This is a genomic window from Saccharothrix stipae (assembly GCF_054781895.1).
Genome location: NZ_BAAGTN010000018.1, coordinates 51,492 through 69,674 on the forward strand (window position 1 = coordinate 51,492; position 18,183 = coordinate 69,674).

The window sequence follows — 18,183 nt, forward strand, 5'->3', positions numbered from 1 at the left end:
CAGTGTGTCGAACGTTTCGCGCGCGAGCTCGCTCATGCGGCGGTTCCTTCCATGACCAGGTCCAGGACCCGGGATTCGTCGATCTCGCGGGCCGGTCCCTCGTGGACGACCCGGCCTTCGCGCACCACCAGCACCCGGTCGGCCAAGCCGAGGACTTCCTCCACCTCGCTGGACACGACCACCACCGCCACGCCCCGGGCGGACAGGTCGCGGATCAGCTCGTAGATCTCGCTGCGCGCACCGACGTCCACGCCCCGGGTCGGCTCGTCGAGCAGCAGCACGCGGCACTCGCGCAGCAGCCACCGCGCCAGCACGACCTTCTGCTGGTTGCCACCCGACAGGGTGCGCACGGCCCGGTCCACGCCCGGCGGGCGGACGTCCAGCGCCGTGGTCAACTCCCGCGAACGCGCGCGCTCCGCGCCGTTGTCGAGGAAACCGAAGCGGGAGAACGCGGACAGCGTCGACACGGTGATGTTGCGGTACACGGACTGGTCCAGCAGCAGCCCCTGGCTCTTGCGCTCCTCCGGGCACAGCCCGACACCCGCGCGCACGGCCGCGCCGACGCTCCCCCGCCGCAGCCGCCTGCCGTCCACCTCGACGGTGCCCGCCGTGGACTTGCGCGCGCCGTAGACGGCTTCCAGGATCTCCGACCGCCCCGACCCCACGAGACCGGCGAGCCCGACCACCTCGCCCGCGCGGACGGTGAGGTCGACGCCGGAGAACCGGCCTCCCGCGGCCAGCCCGCGCACCACCAGCACCTCGGGCGCGGTCGGGTCGACCGGTTCGCGCGGCGGGAAGTCGTACGCCACGTCGCGCCCGGTCATGAGCCTGATCAGGTCGGCGGTGCGGGTCTCGCGGGCGGGCAGGCCGGTGGCCACCGTGCGGCCGTCCTTCAGCACGGTCACCCGGTCGCCGATCTCGCGGATCTCCTCCATCCGGTGCGAGATGTAGACGATCGCCACGCCCTGGGCGGTCAGCTCCCGGATGACCCGGAACAGCGTCCGCACCTCGTCCTGGTCCAGCACCGCCGACGGCTCGTCCATGATCAGCAGCCGCCCGTCGCGGGACAGGGCGCGCGCCATGCTGACGATCTGCTGGTTGGCCGCGGACAGCCGGCCGACGTCGCGGTCCGGCGGGATGTCCGGGTGGCCGAGCCGGTCGAGCAGCGCCCTGGTGCGCCGGTGGACCTCGGCGCGGCGGGTGAAGCCGGCCTTGGACAGCTCGTGGCCGAGGAAGACGTTGTCGGCCACGGACAGCCCGGCCACCAGGTCGAGCTCCTGGTAGATGGCGGCCACGCCGCTGCGCATCGCGGCGGTCGGGTTGTCGAACGACACCACCTCGCCCTGCCACCGGATCTCGCCGTCGTCCGGGCGGTGCGCCCCGGACAGCACCTTGATCAACGTCGACTTGCCCGCGCCGTTCTGGCCGAGCAGGCAGTGCACCTCGCCGGCGCGCACGTCGAAGTCGACCCCGCCCAGGGCCGTCACGCCCGGGAAGCGCTTCACCACGCCCCGGACGGACAGCAGTGGCGCTGTCGTGGTCGTCATACGGTTTCCTCCTGTGCCAGGGGCTTGTCGACCGGCTCGACGAGCACGGGGTCGCGGAAGACGCGGTCGAGGATCTGAGACGCCCCGCCGCGCACGGAGCCGGAGAAGCCGAGGGCCGAGAACGCGACGCGGGTGCTGCCGACGTCCCCGGCGAAGACGTGGCCGCGCAGCTCCTGGCGCAGGGAACCGGCGATCCACGGTCGCAACGCGGCGAAGTAGCCGCCGAGGACCAGCAGGTGCGGGTTGAAGACGTTGACCAGGATGCCCGCGCCGACGGTGAGCCACCGGTCGATCTCGGCGATGGCGGCCAGCACCCGGGCGTCGCCCGCCGCGGCCCGGTCGCCGATGCCGGCCAGCCTGCGTTCCAGGTCGGGCAACGGGTCCTGTTCCGGGTCGTGCACCGACGCGCTGCCCGGCGGGGGCTCCGGGGCGGCGGCGAGCAGCGCGTTGAGGCCGACGGCGGCCTCCCAGCAGCCCGTGCGGCCGCACGCGCACGGCGGTCCGTCGTCGCGGACGCGCATGTGCCCGACCTCGCCCGCGAACCCCTGCGCGCCGCGCAGCAGGCGCCCGCCCACCACGATGCCGCTGCCGACGCCGGCCGCCCCGGTCAGCAGGATGAGGTCGCCGCCCCGGTCCAGGCCCTGCGCCTCGACCTCGGCCAGCGCGGCGAGGTTGGCCTCGTTGTCCAGCAGCACCGGGTACGGCGGCTCGCCCAGCAACCTGCTGATCTCGGCGACCACCGGGATGTCGGTCCACCCCAGGTTGGGCGCCTCGCGCACCACCCCGGTGTCGGCCTCGACCAGGCCGGGCACGGCGATGGCGACGCCGACCGGGCGGACCGCGACGCCGACCAGCGCCGAGTCCAGCAGCCGCCCCAGCCGGGCCAGCACCAGCGCCGGCTCCATCGCGGCGGTGTCCAGCGCGATCCGCTGCCGCGCCACGACCTGGCCGCGCAGGTTGAGCACGAGCACCGACAGGTAGCCGACGTTCACCTCGGCCCCGACCGCGACGACGTGCTCGCCGTCGAGCCGGATGATCTGGCCCGGCCGCCCGACGGTGGCCCGCTCGGTCTCCCCCTCCCCCACCAGGCCGCGGTCGACGAGCTCGGCGACCAGGCTGGAGACGGTGGCCTTGTTCAGCCCCGTCTCCCCGGCGAGCCGCGCCCGCGACCGCGGCCCGTGGTCGCGCAGGTGGGACAGCACGACGGAGAGGTTGTGCCGGCGGACCGTGGCCTGATCCGCGGTCGATCCGCCCGTGCGCGGGCGAGTCGGCCTGTACCTCATGGCACTCCTCGGTTTCGGGCGGGTGGACGTGGGGTGCGCCCCGGCGGCGGGGTCGGTCGAGCGGGTGGGACCCGGGCGGGCCCCACCCGCTCGACCGTCAGACGTGCTGCCGGCAGCCGTCGTCGCGCCCCGGCTTGGGCGTGTACCGGCCGATGGCCTCGACGTTGCCCGCCACGTCGATCGACCGGTACTCCAGGTACTCCCGGCCGTCGGGCCGGATCCGGATCTCCTCGCCCCGGTGGACCTGCCACTTGCCGCCGGAGATGCGGTACTCCGTGCGGGCCACGCCCGAGGTGGCGTCGGTGGCGGTGAGCTTGACCCGGGACGCGGACTTGCCGCGCTTGGCCTTGGTCACCGGCGGCGCGGTGTCCACCTTCACCGTGATCGACTGCTCGGCGGAGGTGTTGCCCGCCGCGTCCGTCGCCCGCACCCCCACCCGGTGGGTGCCGTCGCCCACGGACACCACGCCGGTGTAGGGCCGCCACGGGCCGCCGTCGAGCCGGTGCTCCAGCACCGCGCCGCCGGACGTCGCGTCGGTGGCCGTCGCCGAGACCAGCGCCTGCCGCGTGAACCAGCCCTCGGGTCCGGGGGCGTTGTCCGTCTTCACGGTGAGCCGCGGCGCGGTGCGGTCGACCTTGACGGTCACCGACTTCTCCTCGGAGACGTTGCCCGCGGCGTCGGACGCCCGGAACGCGACCACCCGTTCACCGTCGTCGGCGAACGCCAGCGGTGTCGTGTACTGCGCCCAGTCGCCCGTGCCCACCCGGTACTCGACGCGCACCGGCCCGGTGCCGTCGTCGGTCGCGGAGGCGGTGAGGGTCACCGGACCCGTCCACCACCCGCCCGCACCCGGCGACGCGGGGTCGGCGACCACCGAGACCACCGGCGCCGTGCGGTCGGTGACCAGCCGGAAGTGGTTGAACTTGGCGGGCTTCGACGCGGTCTGACCGCCGCCCAGGGCGAACAACCCGATCCGCGCACCGGCCAGGTTCTCGTTGACCACCGGTTCCAGCGACGTCCAGGTCTGCCCGTCCGCGCTGTAGGAGCCGGTGTAGGTGGAACCGGACTTGGCCAGCCGCAGGTGCCACACGCCCCCGGTGAGGCCGCTGACACCGGGCTGCGGCTGACCCACCACGTCGCCGCTCTCCGTCCGCAGCTCCACGCCGCGTTGCACGGGCGTGCCCGCCTCGTTGGTGGCGATGTGGTCGAACTTCACGTAGTTCGCGTCGTCCGCGTAGGCGATCAGCCCGGCCTGCTGGTAGCGCTCGTCCAACGCCGACGCGTCGACCTCCGTCTCGATCACCCAGTCACCCTCGGGGGCGCGCTGGAGGATGAAGTTGGCCGGGTCGTCGGCCGACCCGCCGTAGATGTCGCCGTCGCTGGTGTCGATGCGCAGGCTGCCGTCGGACACGCCGTAGCGGGTCGGGTCGGGTCGGACCACGGCGTTCCAGCGGCACCCGTCCAGCGCCGTGCCGGCGAAGTCGTCGTCCGGCGCCACCGGCGCCGTGTCGTCCGGCGTGAGGGTGAACCAGTCGAACTCGGCGTTCACCACCGGGCGGTCGCCGCCACCGCCGACGAGCGAGAGCAGGCCGATCTTCGGGTTCACCATGCCCGCCAGCGCCTTGGTCTGCGGCATGTCGGTGAACGTCTGCCCGTCCGCGCTGTAGGACGCGACCAGGTTCTGCCCGTCGCTGGTGAACCGGACCCACACGGTGTCGGGGTACCCGGCGCCCAGCGGCGCGGTGTTCGACTCGCCGACCTCGTTGGGCTGGCCGGCCTCCTCGCGGATGAACTGGAAGATCCGGTTCGCCGCGTCGTCGGTGTCCGACCGGCCTTCGAGCACCATCTTGGCGTAGTTGTCGTCGTCGCCGTAGATCACCAGACCGGCCTGCTGGTAGGCGCGCCGCACGGGCACGCGCACCTTGGCCGTGGCCTGGAACGGCCCGGACGGCAGGTCCTGGAGCACGATGTTGGGCGTGGTGTTGGTGGTGCCGTAGATGTCGGACGGCGCGGTCGGGAGCACCACGTGGCCGTCGCGCACCGCGAGGTCCTGGTTCTCCCGCACCACGGTGGTCCACCGGTCGCGGTCGAGCGTGGTGCCGAGGAAGTCGTCCGAGCGGCCGGAGAAGCAGGTGACGTCGGGTGCGCGGACGGTGATCGGGATGGTCTTCGTCCCGCTCGCGCCGCGCGCGTCGGTCGCGGTGACCTTGGCGTTGAAGGTGCCCGGGGCGGTGTAGGTGTGGCTGACCGACGCGCCCGTGGCGGTGCCGCCGTCGCCGAACACCCAGGTGTAGCCGATGGGGGTGTCACCGTCCGGGTCGGTGGCCGACGCGGTGAAGTCGACCTCCAACGGCGTGGTGCCCGTCGTGGCGGTGGCCGTGGCCTCGACCGCGGGCCGCTGGTTGTGCGTCACGCCGCGACCGGCGAACTCCAGCCAGTTCACGTTGGCCAGGTAGCTGGTCGTCGTGCTGCCTTCCGACCTGCGGGTGACGAAGTACAGCTCGGACCCGGCCGGCACGTCGTCGGCGATGTCGGCGGTGACGGTGGTCCAGTTCTGCCAGCCGCCGGTGCCGGCGAAGGTCGCCGTGCCCGCGAGCGGGCCGTCCGGCGCGCCGACGCGGACCTCCAACCGGCCGCCCTCGGACCCCGAGGCCACCCGGAACCGCACCTGGTCGATGCCCTGGAGCGTGGCCGGGCGCAGCGAGAACCAGTCGCCGTCGGTGATGAACCCGATGTTCTGGCCGCCGCCGGTGTCGGTGGTGTTCTCCTTCTCCACGCCCGCCGTGTCGTCGCCGACGCCGTCCGCGGTGCGGCCGGTGCCGGTGTAGAACTCGGCTTCCTTGTGCTTGGGCTGGAGCACCAGGATCGACTCGCCGGTCAGCGGTGACGCGCCGTCGCCGCCCTTGTCGGTGTACTTCGCGGTGAGGACGCCGAAGATGTTCGCGCCCACGTGGCCCTCGTCGCCCGACATCAGCGCCAGGCCCTCGCAGCCGCGGTACTGCTCGTAGCCGTGGGAGTGCTCGTCGTGGCCCAGGGCGGGCTGCACGACGACGTCCTGGCAGTCGACCGTGCCGTCCTCGGCGTCGGTGACCGTGACGCGGTAGGAGACCTGGTCGCCGAAGTCGATGAAGCCACCGTTGGCCGGCGCGGTCAACGTGACCACGGGAGGCGTGTTGCCGACCACGATGCTCACGTTGGCGACCGCGGACCTGCCGCCCTGGTCGGTGACGGTGAGCCGGGCGGTGTAGTTGCCGTTGGTGGTGTAGGTGTGGCTGGGCGCGGTGTCCGTGCTGTCGGTGGTGCCGTTGCCGTCGAAGTCCCAGGCGAAGGTCAACGGGTCGCCGTCGGGGTCGCGCGACCCGGCCGAGTCGAACCGCACGGTCAGCGGCGCGTGCCCGGAGGTCTTGTCCGCCTTCGCGACCGCGACCGGGCTCCGGTCGCCGCGCACGTAGTCGATGCGGTAGACGCCGCTGTCGGCGTTGTTGCCGCCGAAGCCGGAGCCCCACTCGATCACGTACAGCGCGCCGTCCGGGCCGAACTGCATGGCGTGCACCCGGTTGAACGCCATACCGGGCAACATCCGGCTGATGTCGAACACACCCGTGCCGTCCTCGGTCAGCTGGAGCGAGAACAGCCTGCCGTCGTTCCAGTCACCCCACATCGCCTTGCCGTCCCAGTACGCGGGCCACTTGCGCGCGGAGGCGAGCTCCGGGTCGTACCGGTAGGTGCCGCCCGCCATCGGCGCGCCGCTGCCGCCGATCTCGGGGTTGCCGGTGCTGGTCTTGCCCTGCCAGATCTTGGTGCCGATCGCGGCGGGCAGCTCGGTGAGCCCGGTGTTGTTCGGCGAGTTGTTCACCGGGTTGGCGCAGTCGAACTGCTCGCCGGAGGCGCCGGTGGCGAAGTCGTAGTCGACGTACGGGGTGTTGTCGCCGACGCAGTAGGGCCAGCCGTAGAACCCGGGGCGGTCCACGACGTTCCACTCGACGCGGCCGTCCGGACCACGCCGGGGGTTGCTCTGGCCCGCGTCGGGGCCGTAGTCGGCGACCTGGAGCTTGTTGGTCAGCGGGTCCAGACCGATGCGGAAGGGGTTGCGGAAGCCCATGGCGTAGATCTCGGGCCGGGTCTTGGCCGTGCCGGCCGGGAACATGTTGCCCGCCGGGACGGTGTAGGTGCCGTCGGCCTGCGGGGTGATGCGCAGGATCTTGCCGTTGAGGTTGTTGCTGTTGGCCGAGGAGCGCTGGGAGTCCCAGGCGGAACGGCCGGCGGTCTCGTCGAGCGGCGAGAAGCCGTCGGAGGCGAACGGGTTGGTGTTGTCGCCGGTGGTGATGTAGAGGTTGCCGTCGTTGTCGAACTCCAGCGCGCCGCCGGCGTGGCAGCACTGCTCGCGCTGGGTGGCGACGGTCAGCAGGACCTTCTCGCTGCCGGGCACGATCACGTCGCCCTGCAGCGTGAACCGGGAAACCCGGTCGACGGACTCGGCGCCCGCGGGCGAGTAGTACAGGTAGAGCTGGTTGTTGGTGGCGAAGTCCGGGTCCAGCGCGATGCCCAGGAGGCCGAACTCCTGTCCGGTGTAGACGTTCACGGTGCCCGCGGTGACGACCGCGCCGTCACTCCGGACGATGCGCACCGCGCCGTTGCGGTCGATGTAGAACACGCGGCCGTCGTCGGCGATCGTGAGTTCCATCGGGTTCGCGGTGGTGTCGTCGAGGGTGACCTTCTCGAAGGCGTTGGTCCGGGTGGCCGAGCAGTCGGCGTCCACCACACCGGCGGCGGTCTGGATGCCCTTGAGCAGGTGCTCCAGGAACGCCGGTTCGGCGAAGGACTCGTCGGCGTGGCCCATGCCCGTGTACCAGGAGCGCCCGCCCTGGTAGTCCTGGCACCAGGAGATCGGGTGGCTCGACCCCATCGTGCCGCCGCTGTAGCTCGTCTCGTCCAGCTCGGCCAGCACGTGCACGTCGGCGGACGGGTCGGCGCGGTAGTTGTACCACTCGTCGACCCGGCGCCAGGCCTGCGGCAGGTGCGCCGTGGACGGGTGCGCCGGGTCGGTGACCTTCACGGTCGCGTTCTGCGGTTCGGGGTGGCCGGAGAAGTAGGCGCCCACCAGGTCGCCGTACCAGGCCCAGTCGTACTCGGTGTCGGCCGCGGCGTGCACGCCCGCGTACCCGCCGCCCGCCTCGATGTAGCGCTCGAAGGCCGCCTGCTGGGTGGCGTCGAGGACGTCGCCGGTGGTGGAGAGGAAGACCACGGCCTCGTACTCGGCGAGGTTGGCGTCGGTGAACGCGGCGGCGTCCTCGGTGGCGTCCACGGTGAAGCCGTGGTCGACGCCGAGCTGCTCGATGGCGGCGATGCCCCGGGGGATCGACGGGTGGCGGAAGCCGGCGGTCTTGCTGAAGACGAGGGCCTTGAAGGTCTCGTCGCCGTGGCCGGGGTGCGCTTGAGCCGGTGCGGCCAACGCGACCAGCGACCCCAGTAACGCCGCCACGAACACGACAGTCGACCACCGTCTCCGGCCGCGCCTGGACGAGCTCATCATTGAGGCCTCCCACCGGATCGGCGCGCCGCGCGGCCGAGCACAGGATTCGTCTGTCGGGTAAACAAACTAATGACGCGTTTTCCAGGGGGTCAAGGCCGCGGCATGTCCACTACTCGCCAATCACCCACCTGCCCAAGAAGCGCGACTAGCGCATTCGGCGGCTTTACTCCGCCGCTTCGCCGCTGCACACTTCGCGCACGCGCATGTCGCCCACGCAGCGGCGCAGCCGTCGATCCGCCGTGCGGCGCAACAGTTTCGCGGACGTCGACCGGGCCACCCTGTCGGGACGGTCGAACGGACTCGTCCATTCCCCGTAACGCCGAGTCGGACGCGGCCATTGCCCGCGCCGGATTCCGCCCGGTCCGTGATCCGCGGACGGCCGACCCGGTGGTGTAATGGTCCGCCGACCGGCGGGTTCGCTCGACAGGTCGACCCGGACGCCGGCGACCTACCCCGGACCCTGTGCCGGCACGACCGGATGAGTATGACTCTGTTCGGCCGCGACCGACCGCCCCGAACAGGCCGTCGACGGCCCCTCCGCCACCTCCCCCGGCCGGTCGAACCCGGAGATTCTCAAGTCCGACCGGCCCGTCCCTTGACTTCAGCGGCGTGTGACCGCTGTCATTGGCGTCGGAGGCGGTCGTGGGGCGTCGGCCGGATCCAGGAGCAGTCGGGCGCAGGACCGCCCGCGGAGAGTCAGACACATCCCGCCCCGGATCCGCCCTCGGACGTCACCCGGTGGGTGCCACGACGCAGTGGAGCAGTCCATGACAGTGAAGACCCGAGGGCTCGCGCCCCGTTCCCCCGCGCCACCGCCACGCGACCGCCGGCAGTACGAGTCGGCGGAACTGGCCATGCCGCCCGTCGTGGAGGACGTGGACGACGTGGACCTGGAACCCACGGACGCGACACGGCACCTGCTGCGGCTCATGCGCACCGGGGCGATCGACGAGGCCATCGCGCGGGAGCTGGGCGTCAGCGTCCGCACCGTGCACCGCCGGATCACGCGCCTGCAGAACCTGCTGGGCGTCCGTTCGCGCTTCCAGCTGGGCGTGATCGCCCGCGAACGGGATTGGGTGTGACCCGGTACCGCGAGCCCACCACCCGGTTCTCCCGGGCCCGCAGGGCATCGGCGACCCGGTCCGGCCGCCTGGCGACCACCGAACCCCACCGCCCACGTCCACCAGGGAGTACTCGATGAGACGACTGTCGCGCGCCTTGGCGGCCGCGGTGTTGCTGTTGCCGCTGATCGTCGGCACGGCGCTCATGACGGCCGGTCCGGCGTCGGCCGCCACGTTGACCCGGGTGACGGACTTCGGTCCGAACCCGAGCAACATCAACATGTACGTGTACGTGCCGGACAACGTGGCGCCGCAGCCTGCGCTGCTGGTCCTCGTCCACTACTGCGGCGGATCGGCCGGCGCGATCTTCAACGGCAACGGCCGCGACTTCGCCACGGCGGCCGACCGGTACGGGTACGTCGTGGTCGTGCCCGAGGCCACCCGGGAGGGCCGTTGCTTCGACGTGTCCACCCAGGCGGGGTTGACCCGCAACGGCGGCAGCGACTCCACCGGCATCATGTCGATGGTGTCCTGGGCGCGGCAGCGCTACAACGTGGACCCGGCCCGCATCGTGGTCAGCGGCTTCTCCTCCGGCGCGATGATGACCAACGTGCTGGCCGCCCAGTACCCCGACGTGTTCGCCGCCGGATCCGCCTTCTCCGGGGTGCCGGCCGGGTGCTTCGCCACGACCAACGGCTCGCTGTGGAACAGCCAGTGCGCCGGCGGCAACGTGGTCAAGTCCGCCCAGGAGTGGGGCGACCAGGCCCGTGCGATGTACCGGGGCTACACCGGGCGCTACCCGCGGATGCAGCTGTGGCACGGCGCCACCGACACGACCCTCGCCTACCCCAACTTCGGCGAGGCGATCAAGCAGTGGACCAACCTGCACGGCCTGTCCCAGACCCCGTCGTCCACCGACCGCCCCCAGACGAACTGGACGCGCACCCGCTACGGCGACACCAGCACCCGCGCGACCGTCGAGGGGATCAGCATCTCCAACACCGGTCACACCCTGCCGCAGGCCGGGATGCTGGCATACGCGATCTCCTTCCTCGGTCTCGACGCGGGCGGCGGCGGTGGCGCCAAGACCGGCGCGCTGCGCGCGGTGGGCGCCGGCAAGTGCCTCGACGTGCCCGGCCAGTCCACCAGCCCGGGCACGCGGTTGCACATCTGGGACTGCTGGGGTGGGGCGAACCAGCAGTGGACCTCCACCGCGGCGGGTGAGCTGACGGTGTACTCCGGGAGCACGTCGCGGTGCCTGGACGCCGAGGGCGGCGGCTCGACGGCGGGCACGGCCGTGATCATCTGGTCCTGCCACGGCGGGGTCAACCAGAAGTGGCGGCTCAACGCGGACGGCTCGGTGACCGGCACGCAGTCCGGGCTGTGCCTGGAGGTCACCAACGCCGGGACCGCCAACGGCTCCCCCGTGCGGCTGTGGACCTGCAACGGGCAAGCCAACCAGCGGTGGACCCTCGGCGCGACCGGGTAGGTCCGGCGCCCCATGCCGCGGCGATGTCGGGCGCCGGCGGCCGCCGTCCCGCCTTCACCAGGCGGGACGGCGGGGTGTCAGAGTGCGGAGAAGTGGGCCGCGTCGCCGACGACCGTGGTGCTCGTGACGCCGTCCACGCTGACCGGGACGTCGCCCGCGATGGTGATGCGGTGCAGGCGGCGACGCGCGTCGTCGTAGTCGGCGACGCCGTAGTGCTGGGTGGCGCGGTTGTCCCAGATCGCCACGTCGCCGTCGGCCCACTGCCAGCGCACGGTGTTCTCCAGCCGGGTCACCCGGTCCTGGAGCAGGCGGTAGACCGTGTGCGACTCGGCGCTCGTCAGACCCACGATCCGCTTGACGAAGTGGCCGAGCAGCAGCGCGCGCTCACCGGTCTCCGGGTGCACGCGCACCACGGGGTGCTCGGTCTCGTAGCGCTGGGACTGGAACTCGTCGCGGTAGGACTCCTCCTTCACGTCCACCCCGCCGATGCGGGTCGAGTCCACGTGCCCGGCGTAGTCGTAGACGTTGCTGTGCACCGCCCACAGCCGGTCCACCAACGCCTTCAGCGCGGGCGGCAGCTCCTCGTACGCCCGCACCGTGTTGGCCCACACCGTGTTGCCGCCGTACGGCGGCAGCTCGACCGCGCGCAGGATGCTGATCGCGGGCACGCGGTCGACGAACGTGACGTCGGTGTGCCAGCTGTTGGCCTTGCCGTAGTCGGAGTCGATCGGCAGCACGTTGGCGTGCTCGCGGCCCCTCACGGTCGGGTGGGCCAGCGTCGGCTCGCCGAGCAGCCGGGCGAAGGCGAGCTGGCCCGCGTCGTCCAGGTGCTCCTGGCCGCGGAAGAACACCACCTTGTTGGTCAGCAGCGCGTCCCGGACGGTCGCGACGGCGCCCTCGGACAGGTCGCCGCCCAGCCGGACGCCCTCGACCCGCGCGCCGATGCCCGCGCCGAGCCGGTGGACCGTGATCGTGTCGGAAAGCTGTGCGGTCATCGCCGGTGTCCCCTCGTGAGAATTCCGTTCCGACTCAACGATGGGCAGTCGGGCGGAACGGGCACAACATTGCGCGGCGGTGAATTAAGTCGTCCCAGCACGCGGACGCGGTTGACGTCGGCGACCGCCTCGACCGAGGTTCCGGCACTTCGTTGCACTGGACAAAAAAGTGGCCGGTGTCCAGCCACGCGGACCGCCGACTCCATGATGTGGGACGGCCACCGAGCCCGTTGACCCCGCGTGACCTGGGTGTGAGGCTCTGGCCCGTGAGCCAAGCCGTCAACCTCACCTCGCGCCGGCACGTCGATCTCCGACGGCAAGCCGGCGCCCTCTGTCGCGCCGGTCGCTGAACCCGCCCTCCTTTTTCTCCCCCACTCGGGTGTCGAAACCCGGTATTTCGGCATGCCCGCTTTCCCCAACAAAGGATTCGCCGTGATCAGCACGCGACGGAACTTCCTCGGCCTCACCCTCCTCGGTCTGACGGCGGCCACCGTCGGCTGCTCCACCGCGGGCGCCGGTGGCGGCGCCGAGACCAAGACCCTGCGCTACCAGGGCTGGGCGGGCGACGTGTCCCTGCCCGAACTGGCCGCCGACCTCGGCTACCTCGGCGACGTGCGGCTGGAGTGGGTCGGCAACACCACCAGCGGCCCCCAGGACATCCAGTCGGCGGCCACCGGCCAGGTCGACTTCGGCGGCGCGTTCAACGGCGCGGTGGTCAAGCTCAAGGCCGCCGGCGCCCCGATCAAGTCGGTGATCGGCTACTACGGCTCCGACGAGGCGGCCTTCAGCGGCTTCTACGTGCTGGAGGACAGCCCGATCTCCTCCGCGCGCGACCTGATCGGCAAGAAGGTCGGCATGAACACCCTGGGTGCGCACCACGAGGCCATGCTCGGCATCTACCTCAAGCGCAACGGCCTGTCCCCCGACGAGATCAAGAAGGTGGAGCCGATCGCGGTGCCGCCGGTCAACATCGAGCAGTCCGTGCGGCAGGACCAGATCGAGGTCGGCGTGCTGGGCGGCATCCTGCGCGACAAGGCGTTGGAGAAGGGCGGCCTGCGCAAGCTGTTCTCCGACTTCGACCTGCTGGGCGCGTTCACCGCGGGCACGTACGTGTTCCTGGAGAAGTTCCTCAGGGACAACCCGAACACCGTGCGGACCTTCGTCAGCGGCGTGGCGCAGGCCATCGAGTGGAGCCGCACGACGCCGCGCGAGGAGGTCGTGGCCCGCAAGGTCGAGATCCTCACCAAGCGCGGGCGCAACGAGGACCCGGCCGCGTTGCGGTACTGGAAGTCCACCGGTGTCGCCGAGAAGGGCGGCCGGATCGTGGACAAGGAGCTGGCCATCTGGGTCGACTGGCTCGCCGAGCGCGGTGAGATCACCAAGGACCAGGTGCGGCTCACCGACCTCTACACCAACGAGTTCAACGGGGTGGCGGCATGAACGGCGGCACGAGCACCCACATCAGCTTCCGCGACGTGACCAAGCGGTTCGTGGTCCGCGACCGCGCGTCCCGGCGGCGCACCGAGTTCACCGCCGTGCGGGGAGTGGACCTGGACGTGGAGCGCGGTGAGTTCCTGGTCCTGGTCGGGCCGAGCGGCTGCGGCAAGTCCACGTTGCTCGACCTGCTGGGCGGGCTGACCGAGCCGAGCGAGGGCCGGGTGCTGCTGGACGGCGCCCCGATCACCGGCCCGGGCCTGGACCGGGGCGTGGTGTTCCAGCAGTACGCGCTGCTGCCGTGGCGCACCGCGCAGGGCAACGTCGAGTTCGGCCTGGAAGCGGCCGGTGTGCCGCGCCGGGAGCGCCGCAGGCGGGCCCGCGACTTCTTGGACCTGGTGGGGCTGAACGGCTTCGAGGACCGGCACCCGCACCAGCTGTCGGGCGGGATGCGGCAGCGCGTCGCGATCGCCCGCAGCCTGGCCTACGACCCGACCGTGCTGCTGATGGACGAGCCGTTCGCGGCCTTGGACGCGCAGACCCGCGAGTCGTTGCAGGACGAGCTGCTGCGCATCTGGCGGCGCACCGGCAAGACGGTCGTGTTCATCACGCACTCCATCGACGAGGCGGTGTACCTGGGGCAGCGGGTCGCGGTGCTGACCTCGCGGCCCGGCCGGGTCAAGGAGGTGGTCCCGATCGAGCTCGGTGACCGCACCGGCCAGGTCGACCTGCGTTCCAGCACCGAGTTCGCGCGTTACCGGCACCGGATCTGGGAGCTGCTGCACGACGAGGTCTCCCGCGCACAGCAACAGGAGAAGGAGGTGGCTGCGGTATGACCGCGCTGTTGGAGTCACGACCGGCCGTGGACGAGGAGCGCCCCGTCGGCGGGGACCGGGTGCGCGGGCCGTCGGCCCTGCGCCGGGTCGTGGACGTGCTGGTAACGTCGGTCGGCAAGGTCGCGGCGATCGTGCTGCTGCTGGCGGTGTGGGAGACCGCGCCCAGGCTCGGTCTGGTCGACGCCACGTTCCTGCCGCCGTTCTCCACCGTGGCCGACGCGTGGTGGCAGCTGGCCGCAGGCGGTCAGCTGCTGGACAACACCGGGGCGAGCCTGGCCCGTTCGCTGTCCGGGTTCGGCCTCGCGGTGGCGGTGGCCGTGCCGCTCGGCCTGTTGATCGGCTGGTACAAGCCGGTGGCGACGCTGCTCGGGCCGCTGCTGGAGGTCTTCCGCAACACCGCGGCGCTGGCGTTGCTGCCGGTCTTCGTGCTGCTGCTCGGCATCGGCGAGACCTCGAAGATCGCCATCGTGTTCTACGCCTGCACCTGGCCGATCCTGCTCAACACGATCAGCGCGGTGCGCGATGCCGACCCGACGCTGCTGCGGTTGGCCCGCTCGGTGGACCTCTCCGGGTTCCGGCTCTTCCAGAAGGTGATCCTGCCCGCCGCCGTGCCCACGGTGTTCACCGGCATCCGGCTGGCCGGCGCGGTGTCGATCCTGGTGCTGGTGGCCGCGGAGATGGTGGGCGCCAAGGCCGGGCTCGGCTACCTGATCAACGCCTCGCAGTTCAACTTCGCCATCCCCCAGATGTACGCGGGCATCATCACCATCTCGGCCATCGGCGTGGTGTTCAACCAGTTGCTGGTCGCCCTGGAACGCCGGTTCACGTCCTGGCGGGTCCCCGTCGGTTCCTGATCACCCCGAGCAGTGGAGGAGCATCGCATGACGCTCGAACTCGACGCGGACGTGCTGGTCGTCGGCGGTGGTCCCGCCGCGACGTGGGCCGCGCTCAAGGCGGCCGAGGACGGCGCCGCGGTGGTGCTGGCCGACAAGGGGTACTGCGGCACCAGCGGCGCGACGGCGTCCGGCGGCACCGGCGTGTGGTACGTGCCGCCGGAGCCCGAGGCACGGGAACGGGCCATGGCCAGCCGCGAGGCGCTGGGCGGCCACCTGGCGGACCGGCGCTGGATGGCCAGGGTGCTGGACGAGACCTACGACCGGATCAACGAGCTGGCCGAGGTGGCCCGCTACCCGTTCCCGGTCGGCCCGGACGGCTGGCCGCTGCGCAACGGCCTCCAGGGGCCCGAGTACATGCGGCGGCAGCGCATCCGGGTGCGCCGGGCCGGGGTGCGGATCCTCGACCACAGTCCCGTCACCGAGCTGCTCGCGACGGACGACGGCGCGGTGGCCGGCGCGGCGGGTTACCAGCGGCAGGCCGACCGGGCGTTCCGGGTGCGGGCCGGCGCGGTGGTGCTGGCGACCGGCGGCTGCGCGTTCCTGAGCAAGGCGTTGGGGTGCAACGTCAACACCGGTGACGGCGCGCTGTTCGCCGCCGAGGTCGGCGCGGAGCTGTCCGGCATGGAGTTCTCCAACGCCTACGGCATCGCGCCCGAGCACACGTCGGTCACCAAGACCGCGTTCTACAACTACGCCACGTTCTACCGGGCGGACGGCTCGGTGCTCGACGGCGCGGGCTCCCAGCGCGGCCGGTCGGTGATCGCGCGGACGTTGCTGGCGTCGGAGAAGGTGTTCTGCAAGCTCGACCGCGCCGACGAGGCGGCCCGCAAGGCCATGCGGCTGGCCCAGCCGAACTTCTTCCTGACCTTCGACCGGCTGGGCATCGACCCGTTCACCCAGCCGTTCGCGGTGACCCTGCTGGCCGAGGGCACGGTGCGCGGCACGGGCGGCATCCGGATCGTGGACGACGGGTGCGCGACCACCGTGCCGGGCCTGTACGCGGCCGGCGACGCGGCGACCAGGGAGCTGATCTGCGGCGGGTTCACCGGCGGCGGCAGCCACAACGCGGCGTGGGCGATCTCGTCCGGGTCGTGGTCGGGGCGGGCGGCGGCCCGGTTCGCCCGCGCGCTCGGCCCGACCGCCGTTCGGCGCCGGGTCCGCGCCGCCGGTGGTGCGGGGCTGCGCCCGACCGGCACGACGTCCTCGGTGTCATCGGCGTCGTCGGTCTCGGCGGCGGAGGTCGTGGGCGCGGTGCAGGCCGAGGTCCTGCCGTACGACAAGAACTACCTGCGGCACGGTGACGTGCTGCGCGCGGCGTTGACGCAGCTCGACGGCACGTGGTCGGCGGTGCGCTCCGGTCTGCGCGCCGACGGCCCGGACGTGGTGCGGGCGCGCCAGGCCGCGGCGATGGTCGCGCACGCCCGGTGGATGTACACCTCGGCGCTGGTGCGCAGCGAGAGCCGGGGCATGGCCAAGCGGCTCGACTTCCCCGACCTGGACCCCGCCCAGCACTTCCGGATCACCTCCGGCGGCCTGGACGACGTGTGGGCCCGCCCGCAGGAGGTGGCGGCGTGATCGAGCTGGTGTCGACCGCGCAGTGCGTCACCTGCGACAAGTGCATCGCCGTGTGCCCCACCAACGTGTTCGACCGGGGCGCGGACGGCGTGCCGGTGATCAGCAGGCAGCAGGACTGCCAGACCTGCTTCCAGTGCGAGGCGAACTGCCCGACCGACGCGTTGTTCGTGGCGCCCCACACCCACCCGCTGCCGGCGGGGTCGTCCGCCCACGACGAGGAGCACCTGCGGCGGACGGGGCTGCTCGGCAGCTACCGCCGCGACATCGGGTGGGGTCGCGGGCGCACGCCGGGAGCGGCCCGAGCGGTGGGCCCCGCGCTGTCCCCGTCCGGCCCGCCGCTGATCTCGTGAACCCCGGCGTCGCGGGCCGCGGCACGGCCGCCGCGGCGGTGCTGGGCGCCGTGCTGCGGCACGGACCGGTCGCGCGCACCACCATCGCCCGGCTGACCGGTCTGAGCCCGGCGGCGGTGACGCGCAACTGCGCGGCGCTCGCCGGTCTCGGCCTGCTCACCGAAGTGGCCGGGTCGCTGCCGTACCGGGGCATGGGCCGCCCGCACTCGCCGGTGGACGTGGAGACCGGTCGCCACCTGGTGGCCGGGATCCACATCGCCCACGAGTACTGCACGCTGGCGTTGCTGGACCTGCGCGGCCGCGTCCGGGCCAGGCTGCGCGTGCCGCACCGCGACCCGGACGACCACCGGGAGGTGCTGACGACCGCGGCCGACCGCCTGGTGCGGCTGCACGCCGAGCACCTGCCGGGACACGTGCCGCTCGGCCTGGGCGTGGCCGCCGGCGGTTGGGTCGACACCGAGGCGGGCGTGCTGGTCGAGCACGCCTCGCTGGGGTGGCGTGACGTGCCCGTGCGCGACCTGCTCGCGGCGCGGACCGGGCTGCCGGTGCTGGTGGACAGCCACGCGCGGGCGTTGGCCCGGGCGGAGCAGCTGTTCGGCGCCGCGGGTCACCACGGGTCGCTGGTGCACCTGTTCGTCGGCAACGTCGTGGACGCGGCGATCATCACCGGCGGCGGCACGCACCGGGGCGCGCGGTCGGCGGCGGGCGGTGTCGCGCACCTGGCGCTGGGCGACCCGGCGATCGAGTGCCCGTGCGGCCGCAACGGGTGCCTGGAGGCCACCGCGTCCGACCTCGCCTGGGCGAGGCGTGCCCACGAGGCGGGCGTGATCCCCCGGCCGTCGATCGCGGACCTGGGTGACGCCGCCGTGGCCGGGAACGCCGCGGCCACCGCGCTGCTCGTCGACCGCGCCAGGCTCGTCGGCCGCGCCGCGGCGCTGTTGTTCGACATCGTCAACCCCGACGTCGTCGTGGTCACGGAACTGGGCGTCATCCGGCTGCGCGAGTGCGCGGACGCGTTGCGCGCCGAGGTGGCCGCGACCTCGCGCGTGTGCCCGTCGCCGTCGGCCGTGCTGCCGAGCAGCTTCGGCCTGGACGTCCTCGGCGTGGCGGCCGGGTCCGTGCAGCTGGACGCGATCTACGCCGACCCGCTCGACATCCGCAACCCGATCCGATTGGGAGTCTGA

General features: G+C 72.4%; 13 protein-coding genes. 9 read left to right on the forward strand and 4 right to left on the reverse strand.

Annotated features, from left to right (window positions below; all coding sequences use genetic code 11):
• Positions 1-32: 32 nt before the first annotated feature.
• The 3 genes from ACYVLT_RS33765 to ACYVLT_RS33775 form a co-directional block, all read right to left on the reverse strand.
• Positions 33-1,547: a sugar ABC transporter ATP-binding protein gene (locus ACYVLT_RS33765; RefSeq protein WP_461124212.1), complete on the reverse strand. Its 1,515-nt coding sequence runs from the start codon at positions 1,545-1,547 to the stop codon at positions 33-35.
• The gene (locus ACYVLT_RS33770; RefSeq protein WP_461124213.1) at positions 1,544-2,830 is read right to left on the reverse strand and encodes an ROK family transcriptional regulator; all 1,287 of its coding nucleotides are present in this window, start codon (positions 2,828-2,830) and stop codon (positions 1,544-1,546) included. The genes ACYVLT_RS33765 and ACYVLT_RS33770 overlap by 4 nt, the downstream gene beginning before the upstream one ends.
• 97 nt (positions 2,831-2,927) lie before the next feature.
• Positions 2,928-8,312 carry a ThuA domain-containing protein gene (locus ACYVLT_RS33775; protein ID WP_461124214.1) on the reverse strand — a complete coding sequence of 1,795 codons (5,385 nt, stop codon included), beginning with the start codon at positions 8,310-8,312 and terminating at the stop codon, positions 2,928-2,930.
• A gap of 818 nt (positions 8,313-9,130) precedes the next feature.
• On the opposite strand from ACYVLT_RS33775, the gene ACYVLT_RS33780 reads away from it, so the two are divergent.
• Both ACYVLT_RS33780 and ACYVLT_RS33785 read left to right on the forward strand, forming a co-directional pair.
• Positions 9,131-9,445 carry a LuxR C-terminal-related transcriptional regulator gene (locus tag ACYVLT_RS33780; RefSeq protein ID WP_461124215.1) on the forward strand — a complete coding sequence of 105 codons (315 nt, stop codon included), beginning with the start codon at positions 9,131-9,133 and terminating at the stop codon, positions 9,443-9,445.
• Between the two features lie 115 nt (positions 9,446-9,560).
• The gene (locus ACYVLT_RS33785) at positions 9,561-10,913 is read left to right on the forward strand and encodes an extracellular catalytic domain type 1 short-chain-length polyhydroxyalkanoate depolymerase (RefSeq protein ID WP_461124216.1); all 1,353 of its coding nucleotides are present in this window, start codon (positions 9,561-9,563) and stop codon (positions 10,911-10,913) included.
• A gap of 77 nt (positions 10,914-10,990) precedes the next feature.
• Here ACYVLT_RS33785 and ACYVLT_RS33790 read toward each other — a convergent pair whose 3' ends face one another.
• Complete coding sequence (locus tag ACYVLT_RS33790; protein WP_461124217.1) at positions 10,991-11,908, reverse strand: TauD/TfdA dioxygenase family protein; 918 nt, start codon at positions 11,906-11,908, stop codon at positions 10,991-10,993.
• A 266-nt stretch (positions 11,909-12,174) separates the two neighbouring features.
• Here ACYVLT_RS33790 and ACYVLT_RS33795 point away from each other — a divergent pair, with 266 nt between their 5' ends.
• The 7 genes from ACYVLT_RS33795 (at position 12,175) to ACYVLT_RS33825 (ending at position 18,183) form a co-directional block, all read left to right on the forward strand.
• On the forward strand, positions 12,175-12,258 hold the full coding sequence (locus tag ACYVLT_RS33795) for a putative leader peptide (protein WP_360457754.1): 84 nt from the start codon (positions 12,175-12,177) through the stop codon (positions 12,256-12,258).
• An 82-nt stretch (positions 12,259-12,340) separates the two neighbouring features.
• Positions 12,341-13,348, forward strand: a complete 1,008-nt coding sequence (locus ACYVLT_RS33800; protein ID WP_461124218.1) for an ABC transporter substrate-binding protein — start codon at positions 12,341-12,343, stop codon at positions 13,346-13,348.
• Positions 13,345-14,178 (forward strand): ABC transporter ATP-binding protein, encoded by an 834-nt coding sequence (locus tag ACYVLT_RS33805; protein WP_461124219.1) that lies wholly within the window; start codon positions 13,345-13,347, stop codon positions 14,176-14,178. The genes ACYVLT_RS33800 and ACYVLT_RS33805 overlap by 4 nt, the downstream gene beginning before the upstream one ends.
• A complete protein-coding gene (locus ACYVLT_RS33810; protein ID WP_461124220.1) occupies positions 14,175-15,032 on the forward strand; it encodes an ABC transporter permease in 858 nt (285 codons plus the stop codon). Before ACYVLT_RS33805 ends, ACYVLT_RS33810 begins: the two co-directional genes overlap by 4 nt.
• Before the next feature lie 27 nt (positions 15,033-15,059).
• The gene (locus ACYVLT_RS33815) at positions 15,060-16,649 is read left to right on the forward strand and encodes an FAD-binding protein (protein ID WP_461124221.1); all 1,590 of its coding nucleotides are present in this window, start codon (positions 15,060-15,062) and stop codon (positions 16,647-16,649) included.
• Positions 16,646-16,999, forward strand: coding sequence for a 4Fe-4S dicluster domain-containing protein (locus ACYVLT_RS33820; protein WP_461124222.1), 354 nt, complete (start codon positions 16,646-16,648; stop codon positions 16,997-16,999). Before ACYVLT_RS33815 ends, ACYVLT_RS33820 begins: the two co-directional genes overlap by 4 nt.
• The gene (locus ACYVLT_RS33825) at positions 16,996-18,183 is read left to right on the forward strand and encodes an ROK family protein (protein WP_461124223.1); all 1,188 of its coding nucleotides are present in this window, start codon (positions 16,996-16,998) and stop codon (positions 18,181-18,183) included. The genes ACYVLT_RS33820 and ACYVLT_RS33825 overlap by 4 nt, the downstream gene beginning before the upstream one ends.

What these genes read in the sequence shown, in the direction of transcription:
- ACYVLT_RS33765 (WP_461124212.1), bottom strand. Translation starts at nt 1,547, where the DNA reads ATGACGACCACGACAGCGCCACTGCTGTCCGTCCGGGGCGTGGTGAAG.
- ACYVLT_RS33770 (WP_461124213.1), bottom strand. Translation starts at nt 2,830, where the DNA reads ATGAGGTACAGGCCGACTCGCCCGCGCACGGGCGGATCGACCGCGGAT.
- ACYVLT_RS33805 (WP_461124219.1), top strand. Translation starts at nt 13,345, where the DNA reads ATGAACGGCGGCACGAGCACCCACATCAGCTTCCGCGACGTGACCAAG.
- ACYVLT_RS33810 (WP_461124220.1), top strand. Translation starts at nt 14,175, where the DNA reads ATGACCGCGCTGTTGGAGTCACGACCGGCCGTGGACGAGGAGCGCCCC.
- ACYVLT_RS33780 (WP_461124215.1), top strand. Translation starts at nt 9,131, where the DNA reads ATGACAGTGAAGACCCGAGGGCTCGCGCCCCGTTCCCCCGCGCCACCG.
- ACYVLT_RS33785 (WP_461124216.1), top strand. Translation starts at nt 9,561, where the DNA reads ATGAGACGACTGTCGCGCGCCTTGGCGGCCGCGGTGTTGCTGTTGCCG.
- ACYVLT_RS33815 (WP_461124221.1), top strand. Translation starts at nt 15,060, where the DNA reads ATGACGCTCGAACTCGACGCGGACGTGCTGGTCGTCGGCGGTGGTCCC.
- ACYVLT_RS33790 (WP_461124217.1), bottom strand. Translation starts at nt 11,908, where the DNA reads ATGACCGCACAGCTTTCCGACACGATCACGGTCCACCGGCTCGGCGCG.